A 23271-nucleotide genomic window follows, 5' to 3' on the forward strand; every position below is an offset into this window, starting at 1 on the left:
CACGGTCCGGCCGATTGGGATTCCTGCTCGATGTCGGGTAGAGTCTCCTCTGGCCATTCCGGGGGTATAGCTCAGGCGGTTAGAGCGCTTCACTGATAATGAAGAGGTCCCAGGTTCAAGTCCTGGTACCCCCACCCGGTCCGAACGGCCCGTCACCTCGCGGTGGCGGGCCGTTCGACTCTCGGAGACGGATCGCCCCGTCTCCGGCCCGGGGCCTTAGCTCAGTTGGTAGAGCGCCTGCTTTGCAAGCAGGATGTCAGGAGTTCGAATCTCCTAGGCTCCACACTTCCTCCCCTCTCGCGGGTGCTCCCCCTTCGTCGGCCCTTCTGGTCCACCGGCCCACGGCACTCCGGGTCCTCCGCCGTCGCGGGGTCACCGTGTCGAGGTCTTCGGCGGCCTCTCCTGTCGCCGACCGTGCGGTCCCGCGATCGAGGTCGCCACTCGGACGGCCGAGCCGCCCGCTCAGCGGTCCACGCAGGCGAGGCCCAGGAACTGCTGGACCGAGAGGGTCTCGGACGTGCCGTCGCGGATGTCGCCGACGATGATCTCACCGACGGAGAGCGTGTCGAACTGCTCGGCCGTGAAGACGACCGGGCGGGCGAGCACGGAGCGGTCGGTCGCGTAGGCGCCCAGCGCGAGGTCGACGCCGAGCGGGAACCGCTCGATCACCGTGTCGGCCGGCCAGACCGTGGATCCGGAGAGGTCGGTCGCGCCCAGCTGCGTGACCGGGGACGGGGAGACCCAGCGGGTGACCCTCCGCAGCCCGTCGCCGATGGTCAGGGGGGCGGAGTCGGAGGCGGCGAGGTCGAGGCCGTCGACGGATCCCGAGCACACGACGACGACGCCGAGGACCTTGCCGCGCTCGCCGCCCCGTCCGAGCCCGACCGCGGCGGTGGTCACCGGCTCCTCGGAGGCGCACCCCGAGAGCGCGAGGGCGCCGAGCAGAACGACGGTGCTCGCGAGCGCAGCGCGACGGTGCATGGGTCCTCCCGCGGCCACCCTACGCGGGCAGGGCGAGGGCCAGAGCGGCGAGAGCCTGCGGGAGGGAGGGGGCGCCCTCCGCCCGGAAGACCACCTCTCCGGCCGTGTCCCGCACGACGACCGTGGGCGTCGAGCGGATGCCGGCGGCCTCGGCCTCGACGGGGTGGAGGGCCACGTCGCGCTCGCGGATCTCGGCGGCGGGGACGAGCTCCGCGGCGCGCTCCAGCACCGAGCGCGCGGCATGGCAGGCGCCGCAGAAGGCGGAGGTGTAGAGCTCGACGATCACGACGAAGGGAACGCCGGGGCGCGGCCGGGGATTCCCGGGCACCGTCAGCGGAGGAGCCAGGCCTCGTTCATGGTCAGGGCCGCGTCGACGAGCTCGACGCGCTCCAGCTCCTCGACGTCGCTCAGGGGGAACCAGGCGGCGGCGTCCGTGGAGCCGTCCACCTCGTGCGTGAGCTCGCCGCCCACGATGCGGGCGCGGTAGACGACGCGGATGGCGTGCAGGGGGCCGGCCTCGGGATCGCTGCGCCGGTGCGCGGGGATCACGTGCGAGTCCACGCCGATGAGGGCCTCGAGTTCGGCACGGTAGCCCGTCTCCTCGAAGATCTCGCGGACCGCGGCGTCGGCGGGCGACTCGCCCTCGTCGATCCCGCCGCCCGGAAGCGTCCAGGCCGACCACGGCCCCTGGCTCCAGTGCGCGAGCAGCATCCGCTCGCCGTCGATGATCACGCCGTACGCGGCGACCCGGATGTCCACCGCAGAAGCCTAACCCGGGCATGCGAAGGAGCCGGACCCCCTGAGGGGCCCGGCTCCAGCGACGAGAACGTCAGGAAGCGGTCGAGGCCGCGTTCTGCGCGGCGCTCTGCGGCTCGTCCTCGGCGACCCACAGCTCGTCGTCGGCGCGGAACGTCTGCCAGACGGCGTAGCCGATGCCGCCGACGGCGACCAGCGCGGCGCCGATCGCGAAGACCGTCCCGACCTTGCTCTTCTTCTTCGGGGGAGTGGTGAGCTCCTCCCAGCGCGCCTTCGAGATCTCGGCGAGCTTCGCACGGTTCTTCGAGTCCTTGGCGGCCTCGAAGGCGGCGGCGGCCGTACCGCCCACAGCGGCGAAGGTCGGGACGACCTTGTGCTTGTAGGCGTTGCGGGCCGAGGAGTACGTGCCCTCGACGGCCGAGACGCCGTTGTCGTAGACCGGCTTGACGCGCGAGTCGTACGTGTCCTTGACGAAGGGGACGAGCTCCTTCTTGGCGTACTTCGACGCGTGGCGGCGGCTCTTCTCGAGCACGGAGGCCGCGTGCGCCAGCACCTCCTGCTGCTCGCCCCAGACCGCCTCGGCGTTCTTGCGAAGACGCTTGAGGTCCTTCTTGTGCTTACGTGACAGACCCATGTTGGTCCTCCATCGGCTACGAGCAGCGAACGCCTCAATACTGCCACTCATCGATCGGCGTCCGCATCGCGCACCCAGCGCATTGACACCGGGCGTTGCAGGGGCCTACAGACGCGCTGTGCGAGAATCCGAGCATGCCTTTGCACACCGCAGTCGCGACGTTCCACACCAACAAGGGCGACATCGTCGTCAACCTCTACGGGAACCACGCTCCCAAGACGGTCCGCAACTTCGTCGGTCTCGCGACCGGCGACATCGAGTGGACCCACCCCGCCACGGGTGCGAAGACGAAGGAGCCGCTCTACAACGGCACCGTCTTCCACCGCATCATCCCCGACTTCATGCTCCAGGGCGGCGACCCGCTCGGTCAGGGCATCGGCGGCCCGGGGTACCAGTTCGACGACGAGATCAACTCGGAGCTCGACTTCACCCAGCCCTACATCCTCGCGATGGCGAACGCCGGCAAGCAGGCGGGCCGCGGCACCAACGGCTCGCAGTTCTTCATCACCGTGGCGCCGACCACCTGGCTCCAGGGCAAGCACACCATCTTCGGCGCCGTCGCCGACGAGGAGTCGAAGAAGCTCGTGCAGTCGCTCTCGGCTATTCCCACCGACGGCCGTGACAAGCCGCTCGAGGACGTCGTGATCGAGAGCGTCGAGATCACCGAGGTCTGATCGCCTCATCCACCACTCATTCGAGGGCCGGGTCCGTCAGGGCCCGGCCCTCGTTCTCCCCGGAGGCACGTCCGTGACCCAGGTCCCGCCGAGCAGCACCTACTCCTGCTACCGACACCCCGACCGGCAGAGCTTCGTGCGCTGCCAGCGGTGCGGCCGCACCATCTGCGGCGAGTGCCAGACGCCCGCTCCGGTCGGCGTGATCTGCCCGGACGACATGGCGCAGCAGCGCGCCACCGCGCCGCGCACCCGCGGTCCCCTCCTCTCCCGCGTGCGGTCCATGACCCGCGCCGACCAGCCGACGGTGACCTACGCGATCATCGCGCTCTGCATCGTGCTGTGGATCGTCGAGATCCTCCCCTTCGTCGGCGGACCGGCGGTCAACGCGCTCCTGTACGCCCCCGCCTACACGCTCCCCGGCTTCGGTGCCGGCTTCGAGCCGTGGCGGATGCTCACCTCAGTGTTCCTCCACAGCACGTCGCTCTTCATCGTCATCCCGTTCCACCTGGTGCTGAACATGTACACGCTGTGGGTGTTCGGCATGGTGCTCGAGCGGATGCTGGGCCGCGGGCGCTACCTCACCCTCTTCCTCCTGAGCGGGTTCGCCGGATCGGTGGGCGTCCTGCTCCTCGCGAACCCGCTCACCCCGGTGATCGGCGCCTCCGGTGCGATCTTCGGGCTGATGGGCGCGTACCTGGTGATCCTCCGGCACCTGGGCGGTCAGGCGTCGCAGCTGCTGGTGCTGGTCGGACTGAACCTCGTCATCGGCTTCCTGCCCGGGATGAACGTGGCGTGGCAGGCGCACGTCGGCGGTCTGGTGGCCGGCGCGCTCATCGGGCTGGTCTTCACGAAGACCCGGCAGCGCGCCCAGCGGCGCACGCAGAACCTCCTCGTCGGGCTCATCGGAGTCGGACTGGTGGCGATCACCGCGGGCGCCTACGTCCTCGGCTGACCCCGTCCCCTCCCGCAGCGGCGGGTCCGGCAGTGCCTCGCGCACTCCCGGGCCCGCCGCTTCGTCGTTCCCGCGGCGACCGTCTCCACCGCTGTCCACAGGTGCTCTCAACAGGTGGGGAGGAAGTTATCCACAGAGTTGTTAACACTGGGGAGAACGTCCCGGGTGTCCTCCTCGGGAGGACGATCCGGGGACGGCGGCGCGTCCGAGGACCGGCGGACTGGTGCGGATCCGGGCCCTCCTCGCCTCGAGCAGGCCAGCGCGGCGGGGACCGCGGAGTTCTCCACAGGAGATTCCACAGCTGGGGATAATTACAGCGGTGTAGTTCTCCGGCGGACGGCCACCAGGGCCGTCGCCTCACGGTCGTCGTCGCGGTGCAGCGAGGTGGCGAACCCGGCCGCCTGGAACGCGGAGGCACTCGCCGCGGCCTGATCCGCGCCGACCTCGATCACGACGACGCCGTGGGGTGCGAGCCACGCTCCCGCCTCCTGAGCGATGCGGCGGTGGAGGGCGAGCCCGTCCGATCCGCCGTCGAGCGTGAGCATCGGCTCGTGCACCCGGGCCTCCGGCGGCATGAGCGCGATCGCCGCGGTGGGGACGTAGGGGGCGTTGACGACGACGACGTCGATCCGCCCGCGCTCACTCCGGGGGAGAGCGTCGAAGAGGTCGCCCTCGTGGACGTCGGCGCGGCCTGCGAGCGTGCGGCGCGCGCAGGCGACGGCGGCGGGGGAGAGGTCGGCCGCGAGCAGGCGGACGTCCGGCCGCTCCTCCGCGATCGACCGGGCGAGGGCGCCGGATCCGCAGCAGAGGTCGAGCACCACGGCGCCGTCCGGGAGGACCTCCAGGGCGCAGTCGACCAGCCACTCGGTGCGCACGCGGGGCACGAAGACGCCGGGTGCGACGGGGACGCGCAGGCCGCGGAAGGCGACCCAGCCGAGGATCTGCTCGAGGGGCTCGCCCGTCTCGCGGCGACGGAGCATCAGCTCGAGGTCGGAGGAGGAGTCGGCGGCCTCCTCGAGCAGGCCCGCCTCCTCCTCGGCGAAGACGCAGCCGGCGGCGCGCAGACGCTCCACCGACGACGAACGCCCCGTCGGCGGACCGGACGGGGCGTCGTTCACGACTGGGGGAGGTTCAGCGCCAGCGCGTCGTCATCAGGAAGCCGATGAACGCGATGCCGAAGCCGATCAGGATGTTGAGGTTGCCGAGATCGGGGATCGGCAGGGTGCCCTGGCTCACGTAGAAGACGATGATCCAGGCGAGTCCGAGCAGCATGAAGCCGAACATCACCGGCTTGAACCAGACCGGATTCGGTGCGTTCTCGCCGGTCCGGGCCTCGTCGCGCTCGGGCTTCGGGCTCTTCGTCGCTCGTGCCATGCCGACCACTGTACCGGGCGGAGGCTCCGGGCCGGGAGCGTCGGGGCTGCGCGGGTGCTGTGCGGACTCGCGGAGCGGCCGGTGCGGGCGCTCGAGTGGTCCCATCGGCCCTCCTCAGGCGGCGACTCGGGAGGGCTCTCCACAGGTCCGGATCATGCGCCACAGCCGGTCACGGCTCGCGCCTAGACTCGTCGCATGACCGCCCAGAACCCCGACGGGGCGGCTCTGCGGCCGCGAGCGAAGCGACGGAGGGCCCGCCCGGTCCGACGACTCTCGTTCTTCGGAGTCGTCGGTGAGCTCCTGATGACCGCCGGCGTCATGGTCCTGCTCTTCCTGGCCTGGCAGCTCTGGTGGAACGACGCGGTGATCGCCGGCCGGCAGACGACGCAGGCCGCGGAGCTCCGCGAGACCTGGGGCGACTCCTCGCCGGCACCGCAGCCGACCGAGGCCGCCCCGGCGGAGCCGGTCGTCGCGTCGGTCGCCGCCCTCGACACCTCCTTCGGCAACCTCTACATCCCGCGCTACGGCGAGGGGTGGGTGCGCACGATCGCCGAGGGCATCGACGCCGAGAACGTGCTCGACGAGGGGAGCATCGGCCACTACCCCGGGACGCAGATGCCCGGGCAGGCCGGCAACTTCGCGCTCGCCGCGCACCGCAGCGCGTACGGCGGAGGCATGCACCTGATCGACGAGCTCCAGCTCGGCGACCCGATCTACATCGAGACGGCGGACGGCTGGTACACCTACCGCTTCCGCAACCTCGAGTACGTCCAGCCCTCCGACGTCCAGGTGATCGACCCCGTCCCGTGGACTCCGGACGCGGCTCCGACCGACCGCCTGATCACGCTGACGAGCTGCAACCCGCTCTACTCGACGGCCGAGCGGATCATCGCGTACGGCGTCTTCGACTCGTTCCAGCCGCGGTCCGCGGGGGCCCCCGCCGAGATCGCCGCCTCGCTGGCTGAGGAGGGCTGACCGTGTACGCAGCGCTGTGGCGGCTCCTTCCCGGGCCGTGGTGGGTCCGCCTCCTGATCGTCCTCGTCCTCGTCGCGGCGGTCCTGGTGGCGCTCGACGAGTGGGTGTTCCCCTGGGTGCAGTCGCTCGTGCTCGACCGGAACGTGACCGTCGGCTCGTGACCGCCGGCGCGGCCCCGCGGATCCTGGTCGTCGACCACCACGACAGCTTCGTCTTCACGCTCGTCTCGTACCTCCGCGAGCTCGGTGCCGAGGTCGACGTGGTCGAGGGCGACGAGCTCGGGACCACGGCGCTCCTGGCTCGTGCGGAGGAGGCGGACGGAGTCCTGGTCTCACCCGGACCGGGCCGCCCCGAGGACGTCCCCGCGTCGACGGCGCTCGTGCAGCGGGCGGAGGCGACCGGGCGGCCGCTGCTCGGAGTCTGCCTCGGCCACCAGGTGCTCGCCCACGCTCTCGGCGCCCGCGTCACGGAGGCGCCGGAGCTGTTGCACGGCCGGACGTCCGCGGTCCTCCATGACGGAGATCCGCTCTTCGACGGCCTGCCCACCGGATTCGCCGCGATGCGGTACCACTCGCTCGCGGTCGACGGCGAGAGCCTTCCCGAGGAGCTGCGGGTGACGGCGCGGACACCGGAGGGAGTGGTCATGGCCGTCCGGCACCGGAGTGCTCCGCTCGTGGGCGTGCAGTTCCATCCGGAGTCGGTCCTCACCGAGGGCGGGCGGCGCCTTCTCGAGAACTGGCTGCGCGAGGTGACGTCGATCCGGTCGTCCGTATCGGCCGACGACACGCCCGGACTCTCGATCCCGGCTCGGTGAGGCGGAATTCGCCGGGCTTATCGGGCTCGTTATCGAGTCGAGAGCATTGAGAATGATCAGCGACCACCGTCCCCCGAACGGGGATGCCGCCCTGAGTGCGTTCTCACTTAGAAATCCGCCATCTGACGGCTAAATGACGGTGGGCGGAGGAGAAAGCCGAGACAGGGTATGAGCGTGACCTTGTCCACCCCCTTGCGCACCCCCCGATCAGGTGGCGGGATTTGACGGGCTCCCGGCGGAGGATGCGGCCCCTTTTCCCTGCATAATCAGAGGGCGCCGACAGGGGGTCGGCGCCGCAGAAGAGAAGTCCGGGGGGACCTCATGGTCGCATCGATCTCCTGGGCTTTCTCGGGAATCCGAGAACTCGAGAATCTCGGACCGCGCATCGTCGTCAAACCCGGCACCGTTCCGAGCATCACCGGTTCGGGATTCGGCACCGCCGATCTGAGCGTCGTGCTGATGACGGTCTCGCCGTTGCGCGTCCTCCGCGGGACGTGGCCGGCCGACGACACCTCCTTCCTCACCTTCAGCTTCCTCATCGACGGCTTCGTGCGCATGGTCGCCCCGGACCGAACGGTGCTGCTGCGTCCGGGCTCGATCTCGTACCAGCAGGGGACGACGACGTTCACGACCGAGTCGACGACTCCGGCCACGATCCTCCACCTCTCGCTGCGCGCCGACGAGATGCGCCGCTACGGCTTCGACACGTCGGCCCCGGTCTACGCGCTCGATCCCGACGCCCGGTCCACCCGCGCCGCATACGCCTTCACGACCGCCTTCGCCCTCGCGGCGGAGTCCGGGACGGGGCTGCCCGGTGAGGGCGAGGTCACCGGCTTCGCCCACGTTGTCAAGCAGCTCCTCACCAGCTCGTTCCTCGCGGCGGCGAGCTCGCAGCCCGGCACCACGAGCGTCCGGGCCGCCACGCTCGGGCGCGCGCGCACGGTCATCGACCGTACGCACCGCACGCCACGCTGCACCCCGGAGGCGGTGGCCGACGCGGTCAACGTGTCCACCCGCTCCCTCCAGCGGCTCTTCGAGGACGCGGGCACCACCGTCGCGAGCGAGATCGAGCGCTCCCGGGTCGCCAGCGCCGTGGAGCTCCTGCGCCGCCGCCCGCGGGAGGTCCCGCTCGAGGCGATCGCCGCCGCGTCCGGATTCTCCTCGGCGGACCACCTCCGCCGTGCGCTCAAGCGCCGCGAGGGGCTCACCCCGAGCGACATCCGCGGCAGGATCGCGCGCCCCGCCGACGGATCGGCAGCCGGCGAGGTCGTGCGGCTCCAGCCCCCGCTCGCCGACGCGCGCCGGGCGTAGCCGTTCACCTCGGGGCCGTCGGCCTCGCGGAGCATCGACCCCGACGAGCGACGTCCGGACGAGCCCTTCTCGGCGCGCAGAGCAGCGGCCCGGCCTCCACCGGGCGCCGTCGGTCGACGCCGCAGCCGCAGCGGGCTGCAGGCAGGGTCAGCCCGCGCAGTAGCCGAGCTGGACGGTCGATCCCTGCGGGACGTCGCCCGGAGCCAGGGACTGGGTCGTGATGGGCGGGTTCGCCCGGGTCGCGTCGCAGGTCTCGTCCGGGACCTCGACCCCCACGAGCTGCAGCTTCTCGGAGGCGAGGGTGGCCAGCGCGCTGCTGAGGGACGTCCCGACGAGGTCGGGGAGCGTGACCTGGCCGGAGGAGACCGTGAGGTCGACCGGCGTGCCCGGGGCGACCTGCTGGCCCGCTCCGGGAGAGGCGGCGAGTACGACGTCGCCCGGGACGGTCGGCGAGTTCTCGCGGGTCTGGGAGCCCTCGACGAAGCCGACGGCGGTGAGCGCGTCGATGGCCTCGGCGAGGCTCTGCCCGACTGTGTCCGGCACGGCGACGGGCTGCGGACCCTGGGACACGACGATGCGGATGACCGTCTCGGGCGCGACGATCGTGCCCGAGCCCGGATCCGTGCGGATCACCTCGCCCTCGGGGACGGTCGAGCTGTACTCCGCGACCTGGCTCGGCACGAGGTCGAGCTCGGTCAGGGTCGACTGGGCGCTGTCGTAGGTGGTCTCGGTGAGGGTGGGGACCTCGCGCGACTGCGACGGGAGGGTCGACGCGGGCTGGAGCGTCAGCACCCAGATCACGAGTGCGGCGACGATCACGGCCAGCACGACGATCGAGGACCAGATCCAGAGGACCGGCGGGCGGCGCTGGGTGCGGACGATCGAGTTGTCCTCGGCCAGCTGGCGGAGGGCGAGCTCGGAGTCGTTGACTCCACCCTGGCTGCGGGCCGCGAAGAGCGAGGTGGTCAGCTCGTCGATCGGGCGGTGGTCGGGGAGGCGTCCGGCGGCGGCGTCGCGCAGGTCGTCGCGGAACTCCGCAGCTCCCTGGAAGCGCTCGTAGCGGTCCTTGGAGAGTGCGCGGGCGACGACCGCGTCGAGCGCCGGCGTGACGGCCGGGTTGATGGAGCTCGGCGCCGGCGGCGTCTCGCTGACATGCTGGTAGGCGACGGCCACCGGGGTGTCGCCGCGGAAGGGCGCACGGCCGGTGAGGAGCTCGAAGAGCACGATGCCGGCGGAGTAGAGGTCGCTGCGGGCGTCGACCTGCTCGCCCTTCGCCTGCTCGGGGGAGAAGTAGGCCGCGGTGCCGAGGATCGCCGTGGTCTGAGCGACCGTGGCGGCGGAGTCGGAGACGGCGCGGGCGATCCCGAAGTCCATCACCTTCACCTGGCCCGACGGGGTCAGCATGATGTTGCCGGGCTTGATGTCGCGGTGGACGACGCCTGCGCGGTGCGAGTACTCGAGGGCGGTGAGGATGCCCTCCGTGATGCGGACGGCCTCGTCCACGTCGAGGGGGCCCTCGGCGATCAGGTCCTTGAGGAGGCGGCCCTCGATGTGCTCCATGACGATGAAGGGCCGGCGCGACTCGGCGCCGTTGTCGTCGAGCGAGACCTCCTCGCCCGCATCGAAGACCCGGACGATCGTGGGGTGCGACATGCGCGATGCGGACTGCGCCTCCTGGCGGAACCGCAGGCGGAAGGCGGAGTCGGAGGAGAGGGAGAGCTTCAGCTCCTTGATGGCGACGGTGCGGCCGAGCCGGGTGTCGGTGCCGAGGTACACCTCGGACATCCCGCCGCGGCCGAGCCGGGGTCCGACCTGGTACCGTCCCGCGATCAGGCGACCCTCATCCGTCACGCGCACGCTCCCGCCCTGTACTTCCGTGTGGTGCGGCCCCGAGGAGCCACGGCAAGTGTACCTATGGGCCGCTGGTGTTCCGGGCGGGGGCGCGACGCGACGGCCCCGAGGCGCCGGGCCGGAGCGATGCCCCGGGCCGGCGCGCCGCCGCTACTCGGAGGGGGTGGGCGTCGAGGTGGCCTTCGAGGTGGGGGTCGGCGCCGGGGTCGGAGCCGGCTCCTCGACGGTGACGGAGAGGGTGGGCGAGGCCGCCGACTCCGACTCGCCGCAGAGCACGGTGTACGTGACGTCGATCGTGCCCGCCGTGGTGCCGGCCTGGATCGTCGCGGTCGTCGAGTTCGACGGGTTGGTGCTCGTCACGCTCGCGCCCTCACCGGTCGCGGTCACCCGGTAACCGCTCACGGAGGTTCCGCTCGGGCACTGGTTGTAGTTGCTCCAGGTGACGTTGAACGTCGCGCCCGCCTCGACGCTGGAGGCGGCGGGGGTGACGGTCGGCACGGCGGTCGGTGCGTCCGGGGTCGCGACCTCGGTGAAGACGGAGACCTCGATGGTCGTGCCCTTCACCACGTTCGCGGTGGGGTTCACGTCCTCGACGAGTCCGACCTGCTCGGCGGTGGGGGCGCTCGGGCCGTCCGCGCGGCGGACGCCCATGCCCAGGGCCTCGAGCTCGGTCTCGACGTCGTCGAAGGAGCGCCCGACGTAGTCGGCCTTGTCGATGACGACCGTGTTCGAGGTCGGCGTCGGCGTGGGACTCGGAGTCTCGGACGGCGTCGGCGACGGGGCCGTGCTGGTCGTCGCGGTGGGGGAGGCGGCCGGGTCGCTGCTCCCGCCGGTCGTCAGGGCGAAGATCGTGCCCGCGATGACGACGGCGAGGATCACGATGAGGGCGATCAGCGGCCAGGTCCAGGGGCTGCGCCTGCGCGGCTCCTCGGAGGCCTCGAGCGGCTCCTCGATCGGCACGAACGGAGCGGCGGCCGCGGCCGCGGGCGCGCCGGAGGGGAGCACCGTGGTCGCCTGCGTCGCGCCCTGGTTGGAGGGGAGGACCGTGGTCGCCTGCGTCGCGGGCAGGTCGCTGAGGACCGCGGGGACGGCCAGCGCCGCTCCGCGCACGTCGCCCGAGCGCAGCGCCTGGGCCGCCCGCGCGAGGTGCGCGGCGGTGGCGGGGCGGTCGGCCGGCTTCTTGGCGATGGAGGAGTAGACGAGATTGCGCACCGGCTCCGCGACCGTGACCGGCAGCTCCGGCGGGGTGTCGTTGATCTGCGCCATCGCGATGGCGACCTGCGACTCGCCCGTGAAGGGGCGGCGCCCGGCCAGGCACTCGTAGGCGACGATGCCCAGCGAGTAGATGTCGGTGGCGGGGGAGGCGGGCTGGCCGCTCGCCTGCTCCGGGGACAGGTACTGGACCGTGCCCATGACCTGCCCGGTCGCCGTCAGCGGGACCTGGTCGGCGATGCGCGCGATGCCGAAGTCGGTGATCTTGACGCGGCCGTCCGGCGTGATGAGCAGGTTGCCCGGCTTCACATCGCGGTGCACGAGGCCCGCGGCGTGCGCGGCGTGCAGGGCGAGCGCGGTCTGCGCGACGATGTCGAGGACCTTGTCGGTCGAGAGGACGCGCTCGCGCTCGAGGACGGTCGAGAGCGCCTCGCCGGGGACGAGCTCCATGACCAGGTAGGCCGAGCCGTCCTCCTCGCCGTAGTCGTAGACGTTGGCGATGCCCTCGTGGTTGACCAGCGCCGCGTGGCGGGCCTCGGCGCGGAAGCGCTCGAGGAAGCCGGGGTCGCCGAGGTACTCGTCCTTCAGGATCTTGATCGCGATGGTGCGGCCGATGACCAGATCGGTCGCCTGCCACACCTCTCCCATGCCGCCGATGGCGATCCGGGACTGCAGCTCGTAGCGTCCCCCGAAGGTGAGGCCTGTCGTGGGTCTCATTTGTTCAGCACCGCCTCTAGTACCTGTTGTCCGATGGGTGCGGCGATCAGGTTGCCGTACCCGGTCTGGCCGAGCCCTCCACCGTTCTCCACGAGCACGGTGATGGCGTACTGCGGGTCGTCCGCAGGCGCGAATCCGGTGAACCAGAGGGTGTACGGGTCGTCCCCGCCGTTCTCGGCGGTACCGGTCTTACCGGCCACAGTGACGCCCCCTATTGTTGCATTCGTCGCCGCGCCGCCCTGGACGCTGGCGACCATCATCGCCTTGACGGCGTCCGCGGTCTGCGTGCTCACCGCCCGGCCGAGCGACTTCTCCTGGAACTGCTGCAGCACGCTGAGGTCCTGCGAGCGGATCGAGTCGACCAGGTTCGGCTGCATCACCTCGCCGCCGTTCGCGATCGCCGCGGAGACCATGGCGATCTGCAGCGGCGTCGCGCGCACCTCGTACTGCCCGAAGGCGGTGAGGGCCGTCTGGGCGTCGTCCGTCTTCGTCGGGTAGGTGCTCGCCTCGACCGACATCGGGATCTCGAGCTCGGTGTCGAAGCCGAACTTCTCGGCCTGCGAGCGGATCGCGTCTGCTCCGAGCTGCACGCCCATCTCGGCCATCGGGACGTTGCAGGAGAGCGAGACGGCGGTGGCCAGCGTGACCGTCTCTCCGGAGCCGCAGAGACCGCCTCCGGAGTTGATCACCTGCGACGAGGAGCCGGGCAGCGTGTACGACTCGACGTTGGGGAAGCTCGAGTCGGCCGTGAAGCGGCCGGACTCGAGGGCGGCCGAGGCCACGACGAGCTTGAAGACGGAGCCGGGCGGGTTGAGCGAGCCGCCGATCGCCCGGTTCACGAGGGGCTCGGAGGAGTCGTCGTTCAGCGCCCGGTAGGCGGCGAGGACGTCGTCGGTGTCGTGGGAGGCCAGCGCGGTGGGGTCGAAGGTGGGCTTCGAGACCATCGCGAGGATGCGGCCGGTGGCCGGCTCCGTCACGACGACGGCCCCCGTGTAGTCGCCGAGCGCGTCGAAGGCGGCCTGCTGGGCGACCGGGTCGATCGAGAGCTCGACCGACGCGCCCTTCGGGTCCTGGCCCGTGACGAGGTTGTTGATCTCGTCGAAGAACTGCGAGTTCGAGGTGCCCGAGAGGTAGTCGTTGAGCGTGCGCTCGATGCCGGTGGTGCCTTGGTTCAGGGTGAAGTAGCCGGTCACGGCGGAGTAGAGCGGGCCGTTCGCGTACTGCCGCTGGAACTTGTAGAGGTCGTCCGACGGCGTCGAGGAGGCGATCGGCTGACCGCCGGCGAGGATCGCGCCGCGCTCGGTCGAGAAGCTCTCGTAGAGGGTCCGCGTGTTGCGGCCGTCCTCGTCGAGGGAGTCGGCCTGGATCACCTGGATGGTGGTCGTGGAGAGGAAGAGGGCCACGAACATCGTCAGCACGACGAGGCTCACCCGTTTGAGTTCTCGGTTCATCGACGGATCACACCACCAGACGAGGCTGACTGCGGACTGTGTCGGACAGGCGCAGCAGCACCGCTACGATCATCCAGTTCGCCACGAGGGAGGAGCCGCCGGCGGCGAGGAACGGCGTGGTCAGGCCGGTCAGCGGGATGACGCGGGTGACGCCTCCGATGACGATGAAGCACTGCAGGGCGATCACGAACGAGAGGCCGACTCCCAGGAGGCGCCCGAAGTCGTCCTGCCCGGCGAAGCCGATGCGGAACCCGCGCGAGACCAGCAGGAGGTAGAGGCCGAAGATCGCGAAGAGCCCGGCGAGGCCCAGCTCCTCGCCGAGGCTGGCGATGATGTAGTCGGACTGCGGGACCGGCGTGAGATCCGGCATCCCCTGGCCGAGGCCCGTGCCGAGCAGTCCGCCGTGCGCGAGGCCGAAGAGGCCCTGCACGAGCTGGTAGCTGCCGCCCGGATCCGCCCCGTAGCGCTCGGCGCTGAAGGGCTCGAGCCAGTTGGCGAAGCGGTTGCCCACGTAGTCGAGCGTCTGGCTCGCCAGCAGCGCGCCGCCGAGGAACAGGCCGACGCCGATGAGGACCCAGCTGGTGCGCCCGGTCGCGACGTAGAGCATGACCAGGAACAGGCCGAAGTAGAGCAGAGCCGTCCCCAGGTCGCGCTGGAAGACGATGACGCCCATCGTGACCGCCCAGACCACCAGGATCGGGCCGAGGTCGCGCAGGCGCGGGAAGCGCATCCCGAGGACGGTGCGGCCCACCATCGAGAGGGAGTCGCGGTTGCGCACGAGGTAGCCGGCGAAGAAGACCGCGAGGGCGATCTTGGCGATCTCGCCGGGCTGGAAGCTCGCCACGTCGCCGATCCCGATCCACACGCGCGCGCCGCTGACCTCGCGGCCGATGAAGGGCAGGAGCGGCAGGAGGAGCAGCACGATCGCCGCGAACCCGGCGACGTAGGTGTAGCGGAACAGCACGCGGTGGTTGCGGATGACCAGCAGCACCACGATCGCCGCCACGACGGCCAGGGCGCTCCAGAAGATCTGCCGCACCGCCACCGACTCCCAGCCGGTCGCGCCGTCGGCGATGTCGATCCGGTAGATCTCGGCGACGCCCAGGCCGTTCAGCACGGTGGCGATCGGGAGGAGGAAGGGGTCGGCCGCCGGGGCCGCGAAGCGCAGCACGACGTGCACGGCGAGCACGAGCGCCGAGAGGCCGGCGCCCAGCGAGACCAGCGTGGTGTCGATCGAGCCGAGGGCGCCGAGCTGCACGAGCACGATCGCGCCGGCATCGATGAGGCATGCGCCGATCAGGAGCAGGAGCTCGAGATTGCGCAGCTTCTGGCGGAAGAAGCCCTGCCGCTCGGGGGCGGGGCGGGCGGTGGCCGTGGCGGCGTCCGTCATGGTGCTCCGTTCGCGTCCGTGAGGCGCTCGACGATGTCGACCGCGCCGGCGTAGGAGTCGGCGCTGATCGTCTGCTCCAGCTGCTCGACGTCGTAGGCGCGGAGGGAGTCGAGCGGGATGCCCGTGTCCTCCTTCACCTCCGAGAGCGAGAGCGGGCCGACCGACTGCTGGATGCCCTGGTAGATGATCACGGTGTCCCCGTCGGTGCCGACGTAGAAGCGGGACTGCGTCCAGTCGTAGGCGAAGAGGATCCCGAGGAATCCGATGATGAGTACGAGGGACAGGCCGACGAGCCAGGTGATGCGGCGGCGCAGGTGCCGGCGGCGGTCCTCCTCGATCAGCTCGTCGAGGTAGTCCTCGGACGCGGGCTCGAAGTGGGTGGGGCCCTGCGCGGCGGGAGCCCGGGTGTGCAGGCGGAGGCCGGGGATCCGGACGCGGTTCTGCGAGTCGTCGGTGCTGAAGGGCGTGGGTGCGGCGGCGGATCCGACGACCACCGGCTCCTCCACGGGGGCGAGGATGCGCGCGGTGTCGCCCGCCCCGGGGATGTCGAGGACGACGACGGTGACGTTGTCCGGGGCGCCGTGCGAGAGGCTGTCGCGGATCAGGCGGTCGGCCACCTGCTGCGCGGTCTCGTCGCGGCTGAGCTCCTTGAGGATCTCGTCGTGCGGGACGACGCCGGAGAGGCCGTCGGAGCAGATCAGCCAGCGGTCGTGCGGCTCGGTCTCGAGCGTGAGCGTGTCGATCTCGGGGTTGGTGTGCACATCGCCGAGGACCCGCATCAGGACGGAGCGGCGCGGATGCGTCATCGCCTCCTCCTCCGTGATGCGGCCGGAGTCGACGAGGCGCTGCACGAAGGTGTGGTCGGTCGTGACCTGCTCGAGCCGGCCGTCGCGGAGGACGTAGATGCGGGAGTCGCCGATGTGCGCGATCGCCACCGACTCGCCGACGCGGGCGATCGCGCTGACGGTGGTGCCCATGCCGGTGAGCTCGGGGTGGTCGACGACGGCGTCTGCCAGCAGGGTGTTGGCCGCCAGCAGGGTGCGCTTGAGCTCGTCCTCGGCCTCGTAGGTGGAGGCGTAGACGCGGTCCGCCTCCGCGATGCGCTTGATCGCGATGGAGGAGGCGACGTCGCCGCCCGCGTGGCCGCCCATGCCGTCGGCGACGACGAAGAGCTGCCGGCCCGCGTAGCCGGAGTCCTGGTTGTTCGAGCGGATCCTGCCGACGTGCGAGACGGCGGCGCTCTCGCGCACCGCGCCGTGGCCGGAGCCGCTCTCCGGAGTGGGGGCCACGCGCTACGACCGCCGCAGTTCGAAGGTGGTGGTGCCGACCTTCACGGGCGTGTCCAGCGGCACCTTGGTGGGCGCGCCGACACGGCGGCCGTCGAGGAAGGTGCCGTTGGTGGAGTCGAGGTCCTGGATCATCCACTCGTCGTTCCAGAGGAGAAGGCGCGCGTGGTGGGTCGAGGTGTAGTCGTCGCGGATGACCAGCGTCGACTCCGCGGAGCGGCCGATCGTCAGCGGGTCGCCGGTCAGCTCGAGCTCGGTGCCCCGCTTGGGCCCCGAGGTGATCACGAGGCGCTGCGCCGTGTGGACTGTGGCGGCACCTCCCTGCTCGGCGCGCTCGGCGGCGGCCTCGCGGCTCCTCCGGGCCGAGGGGGCCGACGGGGAGGCGGGCTGCGCGGGCGCGGGAGCCGGGGCGGCCGCGGCGACCACGGGCTGGGCCGCCGTCACGAACGGGGCCTCGGGGGACGCGGCCTGCGCGCCGGGCGGCAGCTTGCGCACGCGCTGCCCGAACAGGTCGGAGCGCAGCGCGTAGACGATGCCGAACACGAAGAACCACAGCAGCGCGAGGAACGCGATGCGCAGGAGGAAGAGAGTGAGCTCGCTCATAGCCGGTCGTCCCAGAATCCCTCGGAGCCGCGTCCGGCTGCCCTGCCGGACGACGGGCGGTCGGTGCGTGCTGGCGCGGAGCCCTGCACGACGCGGTAGACGATCGAGGTGCGCCCGATCGTGATGGTCTGCTCGGGGGCCAGGGGCGCCTGCGTGACGGGCCGGCCGTCGAGCTTGGAGCCGTTCGTGGACCCGAGGTCGTGCACCTGGGCGCGGGAGCCGTCCCAGAGGATCTCGACGTGCTTGCGGGAGGTGCCCGAGTCGTCGACGGTGATGTCGGCGTCGCTGCCGCGGCCGATGACGGTGCGCGCCTTCGTGATCGGGTGGCGCCGGCCGTCGATGTCGAGGACGGGCGTGTAGGCGACGGTGCCCTTCACGCTGCGGGAGTCGACCTCGACCATGCCGTCGCTGAGCACCGGATCGACGGCGAGGGAGATGTCGATCGGGCCGGGGAAGCGGAAGCCCTGCTTGGTGGCGTGCTCGGTGGCGACCGTGGTGAGCTCGTCGATCAGGGTGGCGCCGAGGCGCTGCATCCGGTCGAGGTCGGTCGCGGACATCCGCAGGACGAGGCTGTTGGGGACGAGGATGCGGTCGCGGCTGACCACGGCGGCGGTGGTGTCGAGCTCCCGGCGGAGGGCGGAGGCGAGCTCGACCGGCTGCAGACCCGACTTGAAGGTCCGCGCGAACGCGCCGTTGACGACGCGCTCGAGTCCCTTCTCGAAGTTGTCCAGTATGCCCACAGTCTTCCGATCTTCCGGTTCTTCGCCTTCTCGGCGGTCGCGCACGGATCGAGATGTCTGCGCGCCCGTCGCCGCTTCCTCGTCTTGGTCTGCGCCGCGCACGGCTACGGGCATGTTACTGGGATGGTCTGGATGCGCGATCCTCCGCGGTGGTTTCGCGGCCGGAGTGCCGTGTGCGCGCTCTCACCGGGGCGGCCCGGAGGCGGCTCCCGGGGGAGCGACGGCCCGGGCGGCGGGTGCCGGTTCGGCTTGGAGGCCGGGGGATGCTACGATTTCTCGTCGGCGCTTCGGTGCCGCTGGTGAGCGCGAGTGGCGGAATAGGCAGACGCGCACGGTTCAGGTCCGTGTGCCCGAAAGGGCGTGGGGGTTCAACTCCCCCCTCGCGCACCAGAGTTCATGAGAACCGGAGTTCGAGAGAACCGGGTTCGAGGGAACCGGAGAGAAGCCCCCGATCGGATGTCCGGTCGGGGGCTTCTCCCGTTCCCGGGTGCGGTGCGCTCCGGGGCGGGCTCCTGTCGTGTCGTTCTCTCGTACGGCGTCCCGCGGAGGGGCGGTGTTCACCGGGAGGTCGGCGCGAGGTCGTCCGGCGCGGGCACGCTCGCGGGGTGATCGCCCTCCGTGCCGACGTGTCCGCCCTCGATACGCAGGCGCTGCCCGAGCTGCTCCGACGCCTCCGCCGGCACCGGAGCGTGCAGGTGGGGGAGTGCCAGTGGATCGCGGTGCTGCCCGGATCGGGCCCGGTGCTGCTGACGGCCGGCGACCGGCTCGTGCTCGACCTGCTGATCGAGCGGCGCGCGCTGCTCCCCGTGGTGATCGACGCGCTCGAGGCGGAGCTGCGCAGCGGCGGCTTCCGCGAGCGGATCGCGCTGAGCTGGAGCACGCCGGACACGGTGCCCGTGCTGCTGCGCTGACGGCTCGCGGTCAGCGGCGGGTGAGCTCCACGACCGGGATGATGCGGGTGGTGCGCTTCTCGTAGTCGAGGAAGCCGGCGGAGGCGGTGGTGAAGCGGGCCCAGCCAGCGTCGCGCTCCTCCCCGGCGAGGACGCGCGCCCGGACGTCGACGGTGCCGTCGTCGGGGGTCTCGATCGCCAGGTCCGGGTGGGCGATCATGTTGTGGAACCAGGCGGGGTGCTTCGGCGCACCGGCGGCGGACGCGGCGAGCAGCCAGACGTCCTCGGAGGGGTGCAGCGCCATCAGCGGAGTCACGCGCTCCTCGCCGGAGCGGGCGCCGCGGTGGTGCACCAGCACGAGGCTCCTCCCGAAGCCGCCCGTGGTCACGGTCCCGCCGTTCGCGCGGAACTCCTCGATGATCGTGTCGTTCCAGTCGGCCATGCTCGTCCTCCTCGACGCGGTGCCGGCACTCGAGTGCCGGGGTCAGGCGCGGGCGCCCAGAGCGTCCTCGCGGCTGCTGCTCCCACCCGGCGGCTGTGCGCCCCCGGTGACGGCGGCGGGATCCGCCAGCGCCCGCCGCCAGGGTAGCTCCGCGGCGCCGACGAGTTCCAGCCTCGAGCGCAGGGCGGCCCGCTCGATCCGCACGCCGCGCGCGAGGTCGCTCAGAGCCCGGGCGGAGACGCGGGCGGCGAGGCGCTCGCGGTCGACGGTGAGCAGCGAGCCGAGGAAGCCGCCGAGCACGACCGCGGTGGGGTTGAAGAGGTTGATGTAGGTGGACAGGCCCTCCGAGAGCAGGTCGACCTGGCGGGCGACCTCGCCGAGGACGGCGGGGTCGCGGGAGGTGCCCAGGGCGATGTCGAGCTCGTCCTGGTCGAGGACGCGGGCGCCGAGGACGTCGAGGAGGGAGCGCATCCGGACCTCGGCCTCGAGGCAGCCGCGCCGGCCGCAGCCGCAGAGGCGGCCGTTCGTGGCGACGAGGGTGTGGCCCAGCTCGGCCGCGAATCCCGAGGAGCCCTGGAGCGGGACGCCGCCGATGATGACTCCTCCGCCGATGCCGCCCGCGCCGCCGGTGACGTAGACGACGTCGGCCACGCCGTGCGCGGCTCCGAAGAGGGACTCGCCGATGGCGCCGAGGGTCGCGTCGTTGCCGACGGCGACCGGGAGGTCGAGGGCGCGGCTGAGCTGGGTGGCGAGGTCGACGTCGCGCCAGCCCAGGTGCGGGGCGCGGTGGACGAAGCCGGAGTCGGCCTGGACGAGGCCGGGGACGGCGACGCCCGCGCCGACCAGCGTGCGCAGCGACTCCCGCTCGGAGCGGAAGCCCTCGACGATCCCGGTGACGACGCGGACCACCGTGGCCGGGCTCGCGGGCTTGGGGGTGTCGAAGCGGACGCGGCGCAGCAGCTCGCCGTGCAGCCCGACGAGGCCGACGATGATCGCGTCGGTGTCGAGGTGGACGCCCACGGCCGCGAACCGGTCGCCGGGGACGACGGTGGCGCTGGGGCGGCCGATGCGGCCGTCGGGCGCGGTGGTCTCCTCCGCCACCCAGCCGAGCTCGCTCAGCTCGCCGACCAGGTTCGCGACGGCGGAGCGGTTGAGCCCGGTGAGGCGGCCGAGCTCGGCGCGGCTGGTGGGACCGGAGCGGTGCACCAGCGTCGCGAGGCTCGCGAGGTTCGTGCGGCGCAGCAGCGCGTTGCTGGAGGCTCCGACTGCTCCTGCCATGATCGCCTGCCTGTCGCTGGACCCCGACGGGTCTCGGATGCACTCGGGCGCGGCTCCCCCGAGGAGAAGCCGCGCCCGAGAACTGTAGAAGAGAAGGACGAGGAGCGCCGCTGGGCGGCGCCCGGCGTTCGCCTAGCGGCCGCCGGCGCGGCGCTTGTTGAAGATGTCGAACGCCACCGCGAGCAGGAGCACGAAGCCCTTGATCGCCATCTGCCAGGCCGCGTCGACCGAGAGGATGGAGAGGCCCATGTTGAGCACGCCCATCACGAGTCCGCCGATGACGGCTCCGACGACGGTGCCCACGCCTCCCTGGACGGCGGCGCCGCCGATGAAGACCGCGGCGATAGCGTCCAGCTCGTAGTTCTGTCCGGCCGAGGCGACCGCACCGCCGGCGCGGGCGGTGCTGACGATGCCCGCGACTCCGGCCAGTGCGCCCATGTTGACGAAGATGAAGAAGTTGACCCACTTCGTCTTGACGCCGGACATCATCGCGGCGAAGAGGTTGCCGCCCATCGCGTAGATGTGGCGGCCGAAGACCGTCCGGCCGAGCACGAAGCTGTAGGCGAGGATCAGCACGGCGAGCACGATCAGGATGATCGGGGTTCCGCTGTAGCCGGCGAGCAGCCAGGAGAGGGCCATGATCGCGATGACGGCGATGGCCGACTTCGCCACCAGCGAGCCGATGGGCTCGCGGGGCAGCTCGAGGCGGCGGAGGGTCGCACGGCTGCGGAGCTGCTGGGCCACGAGGACGACGCAGACGATCAGGCCGAGGACAAGGGTGAGCGCGTCGCGCCCGGCGATGCCGCCGAGGACACCCGGCAGCCAGCCGGCGCCGATCGCGGTGAACTCGGTGGGGAGGCCGTTGATCGTTCCGCCGGTGAGGAGGACGAGGGTGAAGCCGCGGAAGATCAGCATGCCGGCGAGGGTCACGATGAACGCCGGTATGCCGACGAAGGCGACCCAGAAGCCCTGCCATGCTCCGACGGCGGCGCCGGTGACGAGGGCGACGACGACGGCCGCCCACCAGGGCAGGCCCCAGTTGTTCATCGCGATCGCCGAGATGGCGCCGACCATCGCCACGACCGAGCCGACCGAGAGGTCGATGTGGCCGGCGATGATGACCATCACCATGCCGATCGCGAGGATCAGCACGTAGGCGTTCTGCTGGATCAGGTTGTTGACGTTGCCGGGCAGGAGCAGGCGCCCGCCGGTCAGCACCTGGAAGAGCAGGATGATGATGGCCAGCGCGGCGAGGATGCCGTACTGCCGGAGGTTGATGTTCAGCCGGCGCGAGCGCTTGGGCGGGGTGGAGGGCGTGTTGGCGGGCGTGTCCGCCGGCGCTGTGGTGGTCGTGGCGCTCATCAGGCCTGTTCCTTTCCGGCGGTCATGTAGTGCATGAGGTGCTCCTGGGTGGCGTCGGCGCGATCGATCTCGCCCGTGATCCGTCCCTCGGAGATGGTGTAGATGCGGTCGGCGAGGCCGATCAGCTCGGGCAGCTCGGACGAGATGACGACGACCGCCTTGCCCTGGGCCGCGAGCTCGTTGATGATCCCGTAGATCTCGTACTTGGCTCCCACGTCGATGCCGCGGGTGGGCTCGTCGAGGATCAGCACGTCTGGACCGGAGAAGATCCACTTCGAGAGGACGACCTTCTGCTGGTTGCCGCCGGAGAGCTTCCCCGTGACGGCCGAGACGGTCGGCGCCTTGATGTTCATCTTCGATCGGTACGAGTCGGCGACCTTGTACTCGCGGTGCTTGTCGATCACGCCGAGCCGGGCCAGCCGCGAGAGCGCGGCGGCCGAGACGTTGACGGTGATGTCGCCGATGAGGTTGAGCCCGTAGCGCTTGCGGTCCTCGGTCGCGTAGGCGAGGCCGTTGCGGATCGCCTCGTCGACGGTGCGGGTCTGGATCTCCTCGCCGTCCTTGTAGACGCGGCCGGAGATGCCGGTGCCGTAGCTCCTCCCGAAGATGCTCATCGCGAGCTCGGTGCGTCCGGCGCCCATCAGGCCCGCGAAGCCGACGATCTCGCCGGCGCGGACGGTGAAGGAGGCGTCGTCGACGACCACGCGGTTGATGTCGACGGGGTGGTGGACCGTCCAGTTCTCGACGCGCAGCTTCTCCTCGCCGATCTGCGGGTCGCGCGGCGGGAACATGCTGTTGAGGTCGCGGCCGACCATCGCGCGGATGATCCGGCTCTCGGACGCCTCCTCGCCGGCCATCGGGAAGCTCTCGATGGTGCGGCCGTCGCGGATGATCGTGACGGTGTCCGCGATGGCGCGGATCTCCTTCAGCTTGTGGCTGATGATGATGCAGGTGATGCCCTGCTTGCGGAGCTGGTCGATCAGGCCGAGCAGGTGGTCGCTGTCCTCGTCGTTGAGGGCGGCGGTGGGCTCGTCGAGGATGAGGAGCTTCACCTCCTTGGCGAGGGCCTTGGCGATCTCGACGAGCTGCTGCTTGCCGACGCCCAGCTCGAGGATCTTGGTCGCGGGGCTCTCGGCGAGGCCGACGCGGGCGAGCAGCTTGGCCGCCTCCGCGTTGGTCGCGTTCCAGTTGATGACGCCGCGGGTCGACTTCTCGTTGCCGAGGAAGATGTTCTCGGCGATGGAGAGGTAGGGGCTGAGGGCGAGCTCCTGGTGGATGATCACGATGCCGTCGGCCTCGCTGTCGTTGATCGACCGGTACTGCGCCTCCTCGCCCTCGAACTCGATGGTGCCCTCGAAGCTGCCGTACGGGTACACGCCGGAGAGGACTTTCATCAGGGTCGACTTGCCGGCGCCGTTCTCGCCGCAGATGGCGTGGACCTCGCCGGGCTGGACCGAGAGCGAGACGCCGTCGAGGGCGCGGACGCCGCCGCCGAACTCCTTGACGATGTCGCGCATGATGAGGATGGGACTGGCCAACAGGGCCTCACTTCGTTGGGGGGGAGTGGTGTGCGGACGG

The 23271-nt window shown here is 71.2% G+C and carries 24 protein-coding genes and 3 tRNA genes; 10 read left to right on the forward strand and 17 right to left on the reverse strand.

Annotated features, from left to right (window positions below; all coding sequences use genetic code 11):
• Positions 1 to 60: 60 nt before the first annotated feature.
• Together C5C25_RS07780 and C5C25_RS07785 are read left to right on the forward strand one after the other, a co-directional pair.
• A tRNA-Ile gene (locus C5C25_RS07780) sits at positions 61 to 134 on the forward strand.
• 76 nt (positions 135 to 210) lie between these two features.
• Positions 211 to 283 (forward strand) — tRNA-Ala (locus C5C25_RS07785).
• A 179-nt stretch (positions 284 to 462) separates the two neighbouring features.
• On the opposite strand, the gene C5C25_RS07790 is transcribed toward C5C25_RS07785, so the two are convergent.
• The 4 genes from C5C25_RS07790 to C5C25_RS07805 form a co-directional block, all read right to left on the reverse strand.
• Entirely contained in the window at positions 463 to 981 is a 519-nt protein-coding gene (locus C5C25_RS07790) for a hypothetical protein (RefSeq protein WP_104250249.1), read from the reverse strand.
• Positions 982 to 1000: 19 nt separating this feature from the next.
• Positions 1001 to 1267: a glutaredoxin domain-containing protein gene (locus C5C25_RS07795; protein ID WP_104250305.1), complete on the reverse strand. Its 267-nt coding sequence runs from the start codon at positions 1265 to 1267 to the stop codon at positions 1001 to 1003.
• Positions 1268 to 1311: 44 nt separating this feature from the next.
• On the reverse strand, positions 1312 to 1740 hold the full coding sequence (locus C5C25_RS07800) for an NUDIX hydrolase (RefSeq protein ID WP_104222671.1): 429 nt from the start codon (positions 1738 to 1740) through the stop codon (positions 1312 to 1314).
• A 70-nt stretch (positions 1741 to 1810) separates the two neighbouring features.
• The gene (locus C5C25_RS07805) at positions 1811 to 2371 is read right to left on the reverse strand and encodes a hypothetical protein (protein WP_104232995.1); all 561 of its coding nucleotides are present in this window, start codon (positions 2369 to 2371) and stop codon (positions 1811 to 1813) included.
• 134 nt (positions 2372 to 2505) lie between these two features.
• On the opposite strand from C5C25_RS07805, the gene C5C25_RS07810 reads away from it, so the two are divergent.
• Positions 2506 to 3045, forward strand: coding sequence for a peptidylprolyl isomerase (locus C5C25_RS07810; RefSeq protein ID WP_104250250.1), 540 nt, complete (start codon positions 2506 to 2508; stop codon positions 3043 to 3045).
• A gap of 73 nt (positions 3046 to 3118) precedes the next feature.
• Positions 3119 to 3997, forward strand: coding sequence for a rhomboid family intramembrane serine protease (locus C5C25_RS07815; protein ID WP_104250251.1), 879 nt, complete (start codon positions 3119 to 3121; stop codon positions 3995 to 3997).
• Between the two features lie 311 nt (positions 3998 to 4308).
• Here C5C25_RS07815 and C5C25_RS07820 read toward each other — a convergent pair whose 3' ends face one another.
• Both C5C25_RS07820 and C5C25_RS07825 read right to left on the reverse strand, forming a co-directional pair.
• Positions 4309 to 5070, reverse strand: coding sequence for a putative protein N(5)-glutamine methyltransferase (locus tag C5C25_RS07820; RefSeq protein WP_104250252.1), 762 nt, complete (start codon positions 5068 to 5070; stop codon positions 4309 to 4311).
• A 58-nt stretch (positions 5071 to 5128) separates the two neighbouring features.
• Positions 5129 to 5371, reverse strand: a complete 243-nt coding sequence (locus C5C25_RS07825) for a cell division protein CrgA (protein ID WP_104222667.1) — start codon at positions 5369 to 5371, stop codon at positions 5129 to 5131.
• Between the two features lie 195 nt (positions 5372 to 5566).
• Between C5C25_RS07825 and C5C25_RS07830 the strand changes: the two genes are divergently transcribed.
• The 4 genes from C5C25_RS07830 (at position 5567) to C5C25_RS07840 (ending at position 8471) form a co-directional block, all read left to right on the forward strand.
• A complete protein-coding gene (locus tag C5C25_RS07830) occupies positions 5567 to 6346 on the forward strand; it encodes a class E sortase (RefSeq protein ID WP_104250253.1) in 780 nt (259 codons plus the stop codon).
• A 2-nt stretch (positions 6347 to 6348) separates the two neighbouring features.
• The gene (locus C5C25_RS16495; protein ID WP_167299010.1) at positions 6349 to 6507 is read left to right on the forward strand and encodes a hypothetical protein; all 159 of its coding nucleotides are present in this window, start codon (positions 6349 to 6351) and stop codon (positions 6505 to 6507) included.
• Positions 6504 to 7160 (forward strand): aminodeoxychorismate/anthranilate synthase component II, encoded by a 657-nt coding sequence (locus C5C25_RS07835; protein ID WP_104250254.1) that lies wholly within the window; start codon positions 6504 to 6506, stop codon positions 7158 to 7160. The genes C5C25_RS16495 and C5C25_RS07835 overlap by 4 nt, the downstream gene beginning before the upstream one ends.
• A gap of 321 nt (positions 7161 to 7481) precedes the next feature.
• Positions 7482 to 8471 (forward strand): helix-turn-helix domain-containing protein, encoded by a 990-nt coding sequence (locus C5C25_RS07840; protein WP_104250255.1) that lies wholly within the window; start codon positions 7482 to 7484, stop codon positions 8469 to 8471.
• Positions 8472 to 8618: 147 nt separating this feature from the next.
• On the opposite strand, the gene pknB is transcribed toward C5C25_RS07840, so the two are convergent.
• The 7 genes from pknB to C5C25_RS07875 all read right to left on the reverse strand — a co-directional run bounded on the left by pknB (position 8619) and on the right by C5C25_RS07875 (position 17721).
• Entirely contained in the window at positions 8619 to 10322 is a 1704-nt protein-coding gene (gene pknB, locus C5C25_RS07845) for a Stk1 family PASTA domain-containing Ser/Thr kinase (RefSeq protein ID WP_104225780.1), read from the reverse strand.
• Between the two features lie 150 nt (positions 10323 to 10472).
• Positions 10473 to 12251, reverse strand: coding sequence for a protein kinase (locus C5C25_RS07850; protein WP_104250256.1), 1779 nt, complete (start codon positions 12249 to 12251; stop codon positions 10473 to 10475).
• Positions 12248 to 13702 (reverse strand): penicillin-binding protein 2, encoded by a 1455-nt coding sequence (locus C5C25_RS07855; RefSeq protein WP_104232999.1) that lies wholly within the window; start codon positions 13700 to 13702, stop codon positions 12248 to 12250. Before C5C25_RS07855 ends, C5C25_RS07850 begins: the two co-directional genes overlap by 4 nt.
• Positions 13703 to 13709: 7 nt before the next feature.
• Positions 13710 to 15092 carry an FtsW/RodA/SpoVE family cell cycle protein gene (locus C5C25_RS07860; RefSeq protein ID WP_104225777.1) on the reverse strand — a complete coding sequence of 461 codons (1383 nt, stop codon included), beginning with the start codon at positions 15090 to 15092 and terminating at the stop codon, positions 13710 to 13712.
• A complete protein-coding gene (locus tag C5C25_RS07865; RefSeq protein WP_244229533.1) occupies positions 15089 to 16381 on the reverse strand; it encodes a Stp1/IreP family PP2C-type Ser/Thr phosphatase in 1293 nt (430 codons plus the stop codon). Before C5C25_RS07865 ends, C5C25_RS07860 begins: the two co-directional genes overlap by 4 nt.
• A 3-nt stretch (positions 16382 to 16384) precedes the next feature.
• On the reverse strand, positions 16385 to 16981 hold the full coding sequence (locus tag C5C25_RS07870; RefSeq protein ID WP_104225776.1) for an FHA domain-containing protein: 597 nt from the start codon (positions 16979 to 16981) through the stop codon (positions 16385 to 16387).
• Positions 16978 to 17721, reverse strand: a complete 744-nt coding sequence (locus tag C5C25_RS07875) for a DUF3662 and FHA domain-containing protein (protein WP_104250257.1) — start codon at positions 17719 to 17721, stop codon at positions 16978 to 16980. The genes C5C25_RS07870 and C5C25_RS07875 overlap by 4 nt, the downstream gene beginning before the upstream one ends.
• Positions 17722 to 18024: 303 nt before the next feature.
• Between C5C25_RS07875 and C5C25_RS07880 the strand changes: the two genes are divergently transcribed.
• Together C5C25_RS07880 and C5C25_RS07885 are read left to right on the forward strand one after the other, a co-directional pair.
• Positions 18025 to 18111: transfer RNA gene (locus tag C5C25_RS07880), tRNA-Leu, on the forward strand.
• A 215-nt stretch (positions 18112 to 18326) separates the two neighbouring features.
• Positions 18327 to 18632 carry a hypothetical protein gene (locus tag C5C25_RS07885; protein ID WP_104250258.1) on the forward strand — a complete coding sequence of 102 codons (306 nt, stop codon included), beginning with the start codon at positions 18327 to 18329 and terminating at the stop codon, positions 18630 to 18632.
• A gap of 10 nt (positions 18633 to 18642) precedes the next feature.
• On the opposite strand, the gene C5C25_RS07890 is transcribed toward C5C25_RS07885, so the two are convergent.
• From C5C25_RS07890 to mmsA, 4 genes are all read right to left on the reverse strand, one after another.
• Positions 18643 to 19053 (reverse strand): nitroreductase/quinone reductase family protein, encoded by a 411-nt coding sequence (locus C5C25_RS07890; RefSeq protein WP_104250259.1) that lies wholly within the window; start codon positions 19051 to 19053, stop codon positions 18643 to 18645.
• Between the two features lie 42 nt (positions 19054 to 19095).
• The gene (locus tag C5C25_RS07895) at positions 19096 to 20331 is read right to left on the reverse strand and encodes an ROK family transcriptional regulator (RefSeq protein ID WP_104222655.1); all 1236 of its coding nucleotides are present in this window, start codon (positions 20329 to 20331) and stop codon (positions 19096 to 19098) included.
• Positions 20332 to 20463: 132 nt separating this feature from the next.
• On the reverse strand, positions 20464 to 21693 hold the full coding sequence (gene mmsB / locus C5C25_RS07900) for a multiple monosaccharide ABC transporter permease (protein WP_104222654.1): 1230 nt from the start codon (positions 21691 to 21693) through the stop codon (positions 20464 to 20466).
• Entirely contained in the window at positions 21693 to 23210 is a 1518-nt protein-coding gene (gene mmsA / locus C5C25_RS07905) for a multiple monosaccharide ABC transporter ATP-binding protein (RefSeq protein ID WP_104250260.1), read from the reverse strand. Before mmsA ends, mmsB begins: the two co-directional genes overlap by 1 nt.
• Between the last annotated feature and the right edge of the window lie 61 nt (positions 23211 to 23271).

Source organism: Rathayibacter sp. AY2B9 (assembly GCF_002931595.1).
Lineage (GTDB): Bacteria > Actinomycetota > Actinomycetes > Actinomycetales > Microbacteriaceae > Rathayibacter.

Excerpts from the sequence above, each read along its gene's own strand:
- C5C25_RS07840 (WP_104250255.1), top strand. The coding sequence starts at position 7,482 with ATGGTCGCATCGATCTCCTGGGCTTTCTCGGGAATCCGAGAACTCGAG.
- C5C25_RS07810 (WP_104250250.1), top strand. The coding sequence starts at position 2,506 with ATGCCTTTGCACACCGCAGTCGCGACGTTCCACACCAACAAGGGCGAC.
- C5C25_RS07850 (WP_104250256.1), bottom strand. The coding sequence starts at position 12,251 with ATGAGACCCACGACAGGCCTCACCTTCGGGGGACGCTACGAGCTGCAG.
- C5C25_RS07790 (WP_104250249.1), bottom strand. The coding sequence starts at position 981 with ATGCACCGTCGCGCTGCGCTCGCGAGCACCGTCGTTCTGCTCGGCGCC.
- C5C25_RS07890 (WP_104250259.1), bottom strand. The coding sequence starts at position 19,053 with ATGGCCGACTGGAACGACACGATCATCGAGGAGTTCCGCGCGAACGGC.
- mmsB (WP_104222654.1), bottom strand. The coding sequence starts at position 21,693 with ATGAGCGCCACGACCACCACAGCGCCGGCGGACACGCCCGCCAACACG.
- C5C25_RS07895 (WP_104222655.1), bottom strand. The coding sequence starts at position 20,331 with ATGGCAGGAGCAGTCGGAGCCTCCAGCAACGCGCTGCTGCGCCGCACG.
- C5C25_RS07870 (WP_104225776.1), bottom strand. The coding sequence starts at position 16,981 with ATGAGCGAGCTCACTCTCTTCCTCCTGCGCATCGCGTTCCTCGCGCTG.
- C5C25_RS07855 (WP_104232999.1), bottom strand. The coding sequence starts at position 13,702 with ATGAACCGAGAACTCAAACGGGTGAGCCTCGTCGTGCTGACGATGTTC.
- C5C25_RS07860 (WP_104225777.1), bottom strand. The coding sequence starts at position 15,092 with ATGACGGACGCCGCCACGGCCACCGCCCGCCCCGCCCCCGAGCGGCAG.
- C5C25_RS07805 (WP_104232995.1), bottom strand. The coding sequence starts at position 2,371 with ATGGGTCTGTCACGTAAGCACAAGAAGGACCTCAAGCGTCTTCGCAAG.
- C5C25_RS07830 (WP_104250253.1), top strand. The coding sequence starts at position 5,567 with ATGACCGCCCAGAACCCCGACGGGGCGGCTCTGCGGCCGCGAGCGAAG.
- C5C25_RS07825 (WP_104222667.1), bottom strand. The coding sequence starts at position 5,371 with ATGGCACGAGCGACGAAGAGCCCGAAGCCCGAGCGCGACGAGGCCCGG.
- mmsA (WP_104250260.1), bottom strand. The coding sequence starts at position 23,210 with ATGCGCGACATCGTCAAGGAGTTCGGCGGCGGCGTCCGCGCCCTCGAC.